Source organism: uncultured Tyzzerella sp., assembly GCF_963558545.1.
GTDB lineage: Bacteria > Bacillota > Clostridia > Lachnospirales > CAG-274 > Tyzzerella.
The window spans coordinates 1-8640 of record NZ_CAUWHO010000064.1; the positions used below are offsets into that span (position 1 = coordinate 1).

At 25.8% G+C, this 8640-nt stretch carries 8 protein-coding genes; 2 read left to right on the top strand and 6 right to left on the bottom strand.

The features are described 5' to 3' along the window. Nucleotides 1-170: 170 nt before the first annotated feature. The 4 genes from aroD to lon all read right to left on the bottom strand — a co-directional run bounded on the left by aroD (nt 171) and on the right by lon (nt 4577). On the bottom strand, nt 171-935 hold the full coding sequence (aroD, locus tag R5Z65_RS08910) for a type I 3-dehydroquinate dehydratase (protein WP_317368635.1): 765 nt from the start codon (nt 933-935) through the stop codon (nt 171-173). Between the two features lie 71 nt (nt 936-1006). Continuing rightward, on the bottom strand, nt 1007-1675 hold the full coding sequence (locus R5Z65_RS08915; protein WP_317368637.1) for a DUF6715 family protein: 669 nt from the start codon (nt 1673-1675) through the stop codon (nt 1007-1009). A 14-nt stretch (nt 1676-1689) separates the two neighbouring features. Next, on the bottom strand, nt 1690-2274 hold the full coding sequence (yihA, locus tag R5Z65_RS08920; protein ID WP_317368638.1) for a ribosome biogenesis GTP-binding protein YihA/YsxC: 585 nt from the start codon (nt 2272-2274) through the stop codon (nt 1690-1692). A gap of 11 nt (nt 2275-2285) precedes the next feature. Then, a complete protein-coding gene (gene lon, locus R5Z65_RS08925; RefSeq protein WP_317368640.1) occupies nt 2286-4577 on the bottom strand; it encodes an endopeptidase La in 2292 nt (763 codons plus the stop codon). A 213-nt stretch (nt 4578-4790) separates the two neighbouring features. Here lon and R5Z65_RS08930 point away from each other — a divergent pair, with 213 nt between their 5' ends. Further along, nucleotides 4791-5618: an undecaprenyl-diphosphate phosphatase gene (locus R5Z65_RS08930; RefSeq protein ID WP_317368641.1), complete on the top strand. Its 828-nt coding sequence runs from the start codon at nt 4791-4793 to the stop codon at nt 5616-5618. A 58-nt stretch (nt 5619-5676) separates the two neighbouring features. Then, nucleotides 5677-6822 carry a D-alanyl-D-alanine carboxypeptidase family protein gene (locus R5Z65_RS08935; protein WP_317368642.1) on the top strand — a complete coding sequence of 382 codons (1146 nt, stop codon included), beginning with the start codon at nt 5677-5679 and terminating at the stop codon, nt 6820-6822. Between the two features lie 170 nt (nt 6823-6992). Here the strand turns inward: R5Z65_RS08935 and R5Z65_RS08940 are convergent, their stop codons facing one another. Further along, nucleotides 6993-8372 carry an aminopeptidase gene (locus tag R5Z65_RS08940; protein ID WP_317368643.1) on the bottom strand — a complete coding sequence of 460 codons (1380 nt, stop codon included), beginning with the start codon at nt 8370-8372 and terminating at the stop codon, nt 6993-6995. A gap of 68 nt (nt 8373-8440) precedes the next feature. After that, a partial coding sequence (locus R5Z65_RS08945; RefSeq protein ID WP_317368644.1) for a hypothetical protein occupies nt 8441-8640 on the bottom strand: 200 nt, incomplete at its 5' end.

Sequence of the window (8640 nt, forward strand, 5' to 3'; positions counted from 1 at the left end):
CTTTTAAAATAAATATTAACATTACACATAAAAATAAAATAAATAATATATATTTTAATAATCTATAATCTATTTTAGACTTTTTATAATATGCACTCTTTTTCATTTTATATCCACCTTATTATATGCTATAAAATATATATATTTAAAATTATAAATATTAATACTAATTATTTAACATTGTGTAAAATTTCTAAAATATTATATAATTTATCCACATCTATTTGTCCTGGAGCAGATGAAACATCTAAAGCTCCAAATGTTATGGCAGAGCCAAATGTTTCTCCAGCTATTCTAGTTATAGCACCTATCTTAGACATAGATATAGTAATTACTGGTGTTTTAGGGTATTTATCAACCATAATATATGTTGCATAAATAAGTGTAAAAACATCTTTTATAGATTTTGGCATAACTGCTATTTTAGGTAAATCTGCATTTAAATTTTGCATTTTACAAAGTCTTTTAACTATTTCTTCTTTATCCGGAGTTTTACTAAAATCGTGATTTGATATAATCACTTTTACATTAGCATTATGAGCTTTATCTACTATTTGTTTTACTATATCATCTCCTATAAAAAGCTCTATATCTATTAAATCTACATATCCACTTTTAGCAACTTCTATATTTAATTTTTTATAGTATTGTAAACTTATTTCCTTTTTCCCACCTTCTTTTATAGTCCTAAATGTAAAAATAATAGGTATTTCTTTTAATATATTCCTTATTTTTTTTATTAAATCTTTTACACAATCTAAATCTTCAACTTTATCTAAATAATCTATTCTAACCTCTACCAAATCTAACTTTTTATCTTTTAATTTTTTTGCATTACACAAAAATTCTTCTTTATTCATACCAATTAAAGGTACGCATATTTTAGGTACTCCCTCACCTATTTTTATATTTTTAATTTTAATATAATTTTTCATAGTTCTCCCTTTATTTAATTTAAAAAATAAGACAAAGTATATAAAACACCTTATCTTATTTTGTATATATATTAACTTATAATGTTATAATTTTCATCTGCATTATACCAACCTGTTATTTTCCATTTATCTCCTTCTAACTTAAGGTAATAAACGTAATAATATGTTTGGAAAGAGTTATCTTCTTTAGAAACTTTTACATATGCTAGTGTATTATCTCTTTTGTCATATGTAAACTCATTAACATTTATACTTGTTACTTTTGCTTTATTTTTTTTTAAATTTTCAATATTGGCTAAAACTATATCTACCTGTTCATCAAAAGCATTATTTGCTATTAAATCATCTGATAATAATATCCTTTGCTTTTCTAATATACCTGGAACTATAGATAAATCTTTTATTTTATTTCCATATAATAACTTATATCCCTCTGTATATAAAGTAACAACCTGCTCAGGAGTTTTAGGATATCCCTCTTCAGTTATATTCATAATCTTATCATATATACCCTTAGCTACTACTCTATCATTTTTATTAAAATATCCAGAGGTATCTCCTGTTTTAACCATAGAAACAGACAAAAACCCTATTATTATAAATACTACTAAAGTAATAAATAAAACACCTATTATATTGTTTCCAGATTTATTTTTTTTATTGTTGTTAATATTATTAGATTTATTATTTTCTGTTTTATTATTGCTATTTTTAGCTTTATCATCTTTTTTATATCCCATAAAGTATAACCCCCCTATTCTATAACATTTTTTATAATATCCCAAAGCCTTTCTCTACCGTCCTTATTTTGACTAGAAAATGGTATTAATATATCTTCTTTGCTAATATTAAGTCCTTTACTTATCATAGAAATATGCTTATTTAATTGGCTTCTTTTAAGCTTATCACTTTTAGTAGTAACTATTATTATTTTATATCCATAATGTTTTAGCCAATCATACATCATTTTATCATTAGCACTAGGCTCGTGTCTTATATCTATAAGTAAAATAATAGATTTTAACTGCTTTCTTTCCAAAAGGTATTCTTCTATCATTTTTCCCCATTTTGCAACTTCCGTTTTAGATGCCCTAGCATATCCATATCCTGGTAAATCTACAAAATGCACTATATCCTCTACATTATAAAAATTTATAGTTCTAGTTTTCCCTGGATTTTGGCTAGTTCTAGCTAAAGACTTTCTATTTACCATACAGTTTATAAGAGAAGATTTACCTACATTAGATTTACCTACAAAAGCCACCTCTGGTAGCTCTGCATCTGGATATTGGTCTTTTCTTCCACAAACTGCTGTTAATTCTACATTATTTACATTCATAAAAATTCTCCTTAGTTTAATATAGCATATTGTAAAACTGTTTCTATATTACTTGCTAAAATTATTTCTATATCACTTTTAATGTAATCTGGCATTTCTTCCATATCTACCTCATTATCTTTTGGTATAATAACTGTTTTTATACCTATCCTTTTAGCTGCTAATATTTTTTCTTTAAGCCCACCAATAGGTAATACATTTCCTCTTAAAGTTATTTCACCTGTCATAGCAACATTTTTATTAACTTTTTTATTAGTTAAAGCTGATATGATAGCAACTGTAATAGTTATACCAGCAGATGGCCCATCTTTTGGGGTTGCCCCTTCTGGTATATGTATATGTATATCGTTTATTTTATAAAAGTTTTTAGGTAAATTATATTTTTTATAATTTGCTCTAATATAACTAATAGCTGCTTGTGCAGATTCATTCATCACTTTTCCTATATTTCCTGTTATAGATACCTTGCCGTTACCTTCCATAATGGCTACCTCTATATCTAGTGTTGTACCCCCAACACTTGTCCAAGCAAGCCCTCTAACACAACCTACAATATCTTTTTTATGTAAAGTTTCTTTCTTATATTTAGGTGCTCCTAAAAAATTTTTTATATTATTATTAGTTATAGTTATATTTTTATAATTACCCTCTAACCTTAGTTTAACAGTTTTTCTACATAATTTAGCTATGTTTCTCTCTAACTGCCTTACACCTGTTTCTCTAGTATATTCTGTTATTATTTTTTTAATAATAGACTTACTTATTTTTAAATTTGATGTAGATAAATTATGGCATTGTAATTGCTTTGGTATTAAAAATTTAGATGCTATCGTTTCTTTCTCTTCTGTTGTATAGCTAGATAGTTGTATTATCTCTAATCTATCTCTTAAAGGTGCTGGTATTTTTGATATATCATTTGCAGTACATATAAAAAACACTTTAGATATATCAAATGGTATTTCTAAATAACTATCTTTAAAGTCTTTATTTTGTTCCTTATCTAAAACTTCTAACAAGGCTGCCGATGGGTCCCCCCTAAAATCTGTAGATATCTTATCTATCTCATCTAATAATATTAAAGGGTTGTCTGTCTTTGTATCATTTATAGCCTTTATTATTCTACCAGCCATAGCACCTATATATGTTTTCCTATGTCCTCTAATCTCTGCTTCATCTCTTAGTCCACCTAAAGATATTCTTGTATATTTTATATTAAGAGCATTAGCTATACTTTTGGCTATAGATGTTTTCCCTACACCAGGTGGTCCTAAAAGACAAAGTATAGGAGTAATATTAATACTTTTAGATGTTTGCATAACTGCTATATGCTCTGTTATTCTTTCTTTAACATCTTCTAATCCAAAATGTCCTTTTTCTAACTGTTCTTCTATATTTAATATATCTTTATTAATATCTGATGATTGTTGCCAAGGTAAATTTATTACAAAATTTATATACTCATTACACACCATATACTCTGGTGAAGAAGTTGATATTTTATCTAATCTATTTATTTCTTTTTCTAATTTTTCTTTAGCATAACTAGGTATAGTTTTTTTATTTAATAAGTTTCTATACTCATCTGCATCACTATTTTCCTCGTTATCTAGCTCTTTTTTTATAGTTTTTAACTGCTCTCTTAAATAATATTCTTTTTGGGTTTTGTCTATTTTTACTTTAGTTTTGCTTAATATGTCTGCCTCTATTTCAGATATTTTTATTTTTTTTGAAAGTGATTTTAAAAAATATTCTAATTGATTTTTTAATGATATTTCATTTAAAATATATAGCTTATCCTCTATATCTAAATTAATATTATTTAATAAAGTTTTAAATAAATCATTTATATTGTCAGTTGATAATATATCCATTATTATATCAGGCATAAAATTATTTTTTACTCTTGCATACCCTGCAAACATATCTTTTAAAATTTCTAAAAAAGCCATTTCTTCTTCATCTGTTAAATCATATTCATTTTCTAATACAGATAAATTTACTTTAAAAAATGGTGTATTTTGTGTTATTTCTTCTATTTTAGCAATTTCCACACCTTCTACAACTACCCTTGTTATAGATGGCATAATATCATTATGTTTTTTTATTTTTACTATTGTTCCTATATTATTAAATTTTTTATCTTCTTTTTCTAAAACTAAAAATAACTGTTTATCATCTTCTAATGCAACTTCCAATGCATTTATAGACTTTCTTTTTGATATATCTAATGTAGAGCTTTCTCCTTTTAAAATAACCATATCTTTAATAGCTATTAATGGCATTGTTATATTTTTATTATTCATTAGTTTCACCTACGTCTAATATATTTTATTAAAGTTAATTATTATACTAATTTATTTATTGTATATATATATTATTTACTTATAAATTGTGTTTGTCAATACATATTTAAAAATATATATTAAATGTTTGAAATATGGTAAAATTTATTGTATAATTTAATTTCATAAAACTTTTATATTTAATATTTCTATGTAGTATTAGGGAGGTACATTATGCAAAATATAATTGAAATTTTAAAAGCTATATTTTTAGGTATAGTAGAGGGTATAACAGAATGGCTACCTATTAGTAGTACAGGGCATATGATTTTAGTAGATGAGTTTTTACAGCTTAATTTAAGTGATGACTTTAAATCTATGTTTTTTGTTGTTATACAACTTGGTGCTATATTGGCCGTTATATTTATTTATTTTAACAAGCTAAATCCTTTTGCACCTAGTAAAACTAAAAGTCAAAAACATCAAACTTTTATCCTTTGGTTTAAAGTTATATTTGCCTGCATACCTGCTGGTATAATAGGACTTTTATTTGATGATAAATTAGATGCTCTATTTTATAACTATCAAACAGTTGCTGCTATGTTAATTGTTTATGGTATATTATTTATATATATAGAAAATACTCATAAAGACAAATCCTTTAAAATAAACACTTTAAATGCTCTATCTTACAAAACTGCCTTTATGATTGGTCTGTTTCAAGTATTAGCATTAATCCCTGGTACATCTCGTTCTGGTGCTACAATAGTAGGGGCTATGCTCATTGGTACATCTAGGATAGTTGCTACAGAGTTTACATTCTTTTTAGCTATACCAGTTATGTTTGGTGCTAGTATTTTAAAAATTTTAAAATTTGGATTTAGCTGGACTCCACTAGAAATACAAGTTTTATTAGTTGGTTGTGCTATTTCATTTATTGTTTCTATATTTGCTATTAAATTTTTAGTAAATTATATAAAAACTAATGATTTTAAAGCTTTTGGATATTATAGAATAGTACTTGGTATATTAGTTTTAGGATATTTTTTCTTATCTAAATAAATAATTATATAAAAACTGGGAAAAATAATATTATAAATTTATTAAAGGAGTTAATAAAATGAAAAAATTTGTAATATTTTTCTTAGTTTTTTTTATTTTGTCTACTAATATAGCTTTTGCAAATGATATAGAAATTAATGTTGATGCCCAAAGTGCCATATTAATGGATTACAAAACAGGGCGTATACTTTATTGTAAAAATGAAAAAGAACCTCTTGCTATGGCTAGTACAACAAAAATAATGACAGCTATATTAGCTATAGAAAATGGTAATTTAGAAGATATAGTAAAAGTTAGCAAAAATGCTACAAAAGCACCTCCTGTAAAAATGCACTTAAAAGAAAATGAAGAAATAAAATTAAAAGATTTATTATATGCATTAATGTTGCAATCTTCTAACGATGCTGCTGTGGCAATAGCTGAGCATATATATAAAGATGTAGAAACATTTTGCGACAATATGACTAAAAAGGCAAAAGAAATAGGTGCAAAAGATACTGTTTTTAGAACACCTAATGGGTTAGACTACTTAGACCATCATTCTACTGCCTATGATATGGCTATAATAGCTAGATATGCTCTTAGTAATAAGCAGTTTATGGATATTATTAATACAAAGCAAGTATCATTTAAAACAAATGTATCTAGCTATGATATAATAAATAAAAATAGACTATTATCCGAATTTGAAGGTGCTAATGGTGTTAAAACTGGATATACTGGTAAGGCTGGACATTGTTTCGTAGGCTCTGCTACACAAAATGATATGACACTTATATCAGTTGTTTTAGCTAGTGGTTGGGGAGAAAAAGGCAAAAGACAAAAATGGATAGATACTAAAACTTTATTAAACTATGGCTTTAAAAATTTTTCCTATGAAAATATACTCTCTAAAAATGATTGTTTAGATACTATATCAATAATAAAAGGAGAAAAAGACACTATGCCTTTATATTATGAAAACGATATAGTATTACCTATATCTAATAAAGATGAAAAGGAAAAAATCTCTGTAAAACTTGACTATATAAAATCTTTAGATGCTCCTATCAAAAAAGATGAAAAAGTTGGTGTAGCCAATATATATATAAATGATACACTAGTAGCACAAACTAATATATTAACTAAAGAAGATGTTGATAAGAAAACTTTTTCATATTATATTAATGATATATTTAAAAATTGGGCAAATATTATAAAATAAAAAAGTATAGACTTAGTCTATACTTTTTTATTTTATAATACAATTAAGATATGACTTATATTTTTAAAGGAAAAATTATATACGGGTGTTTTTATTAATTTTTATTAGTAAAAATTAATAGGAATATCCTGTTTTTAAATACAACATATTCAAAAAATTGATTTTATATTTTAAGCTTCGTCTAAAAATACTCTATATCCTTTAAAAGCTTCATATATATCTGCTTTACTTGTTATTTCCCAAGGTGCGTGCATACATAAAACAGCTACACCACTATCTATTACTTGCATTCCATAATTTGCAAGTATATAAGCTATTGTGCCACCACCACCAAGGTCTACTTTACCAAGCTCTGCTGTTTGGAAAGTAACATTATTTTTTTCCATAATATTTCTTAAGTGTGCAATATATTCTGGATTAGCATCATTAGAGCCACCTTTCCCACCAGAACCTGTAAATTTATTAAATACAAGACCTTTTGCAAAATATGCAGAGTTTTTCTTTTCATAAGCACTTCCATATAATGGGTCATAAGCTGCACTAACATCTGAAGATAACATTTTAGAATTTTCTAATGTGCGTCTAAGCTTTAAGCTAGAATATTGTCCCATTCTATCCATAAGCTCTGCTAAGCTATTTTCAAAAAATCTACCCTGCATACCAGTAGCTCCAACACTACCTATTTCTTCTTTATCTACTAATATACAACAAGTAGTTCTTTTAACTGGCTTATCTTCAAGCATAGCCATTAAAGATGTAAATGCACACACTCTATCATCTTGTCCATATGCCATTATCATACTTTTATCTATACCACATTCTCTAGCTTTACCAGCTGGTACAATTTCTAATTCTGCCGATAAAAAGTCTTCTTCTTCTATGTTATAAGTATCCTTTAAAAGTTTTAAAACATTGGCTTTTACAGCATCTTTTTCTTCACTTTTTAAAGGCTTATTTGCTATTAAAAGGTCCAAATTTTCCCCCTCTACAACCAATCTAGCAGTTTTATCCATTTGTTCTCTTGAAAGGTGTGCCAATAAATCTGTAATAACAAAAACAGGGTCCTCATCTTTTTCACCAATATTTATAGTAACTTTTGTACCGTCTTTTTTAATAATAACACCGTGTAATGCAAGAGGCATAGCTACCCATTGGTATTTTTTAATACCACCATAATAATGTGTATCTAAAAATGCAAGTTCACTATCTTCATATAATGGATTTTGCTTAACATCTATACGAGGCGAGTCTATATGTGCACCTAGTATGTTCATACCATTTTCTATATCTTCCTCACCTATTTGGTATAAAACAATGGCTTTATTCATACATACAGCATATACTTTATCACCTGTTTTTAAAGACCCGTTATCTTTTATTATATCTTTTAAATCTTTATATCCTACCTTTTTAGCTAAATCTACAGTAAGGTCTACACATTCCCTTTCTGTTTTACCAGCATCAAGCATTTCTCTATATTTAGAATTAATTTTTTCAAGTTCTTCTAGTTGTTTTTCGTCATAACCTTTCCAACAATTTTCTCTTTTCATAAAATCACCACACCTTTTACAATTTTAAATATAATATTTATTTTAATAATTTTATCAATAAAACAATATTATGTCAATTGATAAAATTCAATTAACTTTCCTTTATCTATAAAGCTTATTTTATTAGTTAAACCATTTTCATTTATATTATAACACAAAGAAAAATATACATTATTATTTTCTATATTATATATTTTATTTATTAAATTTACGTTTTTTTTAATTTCATTTAAAGATATATTAGAAAAATTTAACTTTAATCCTATCC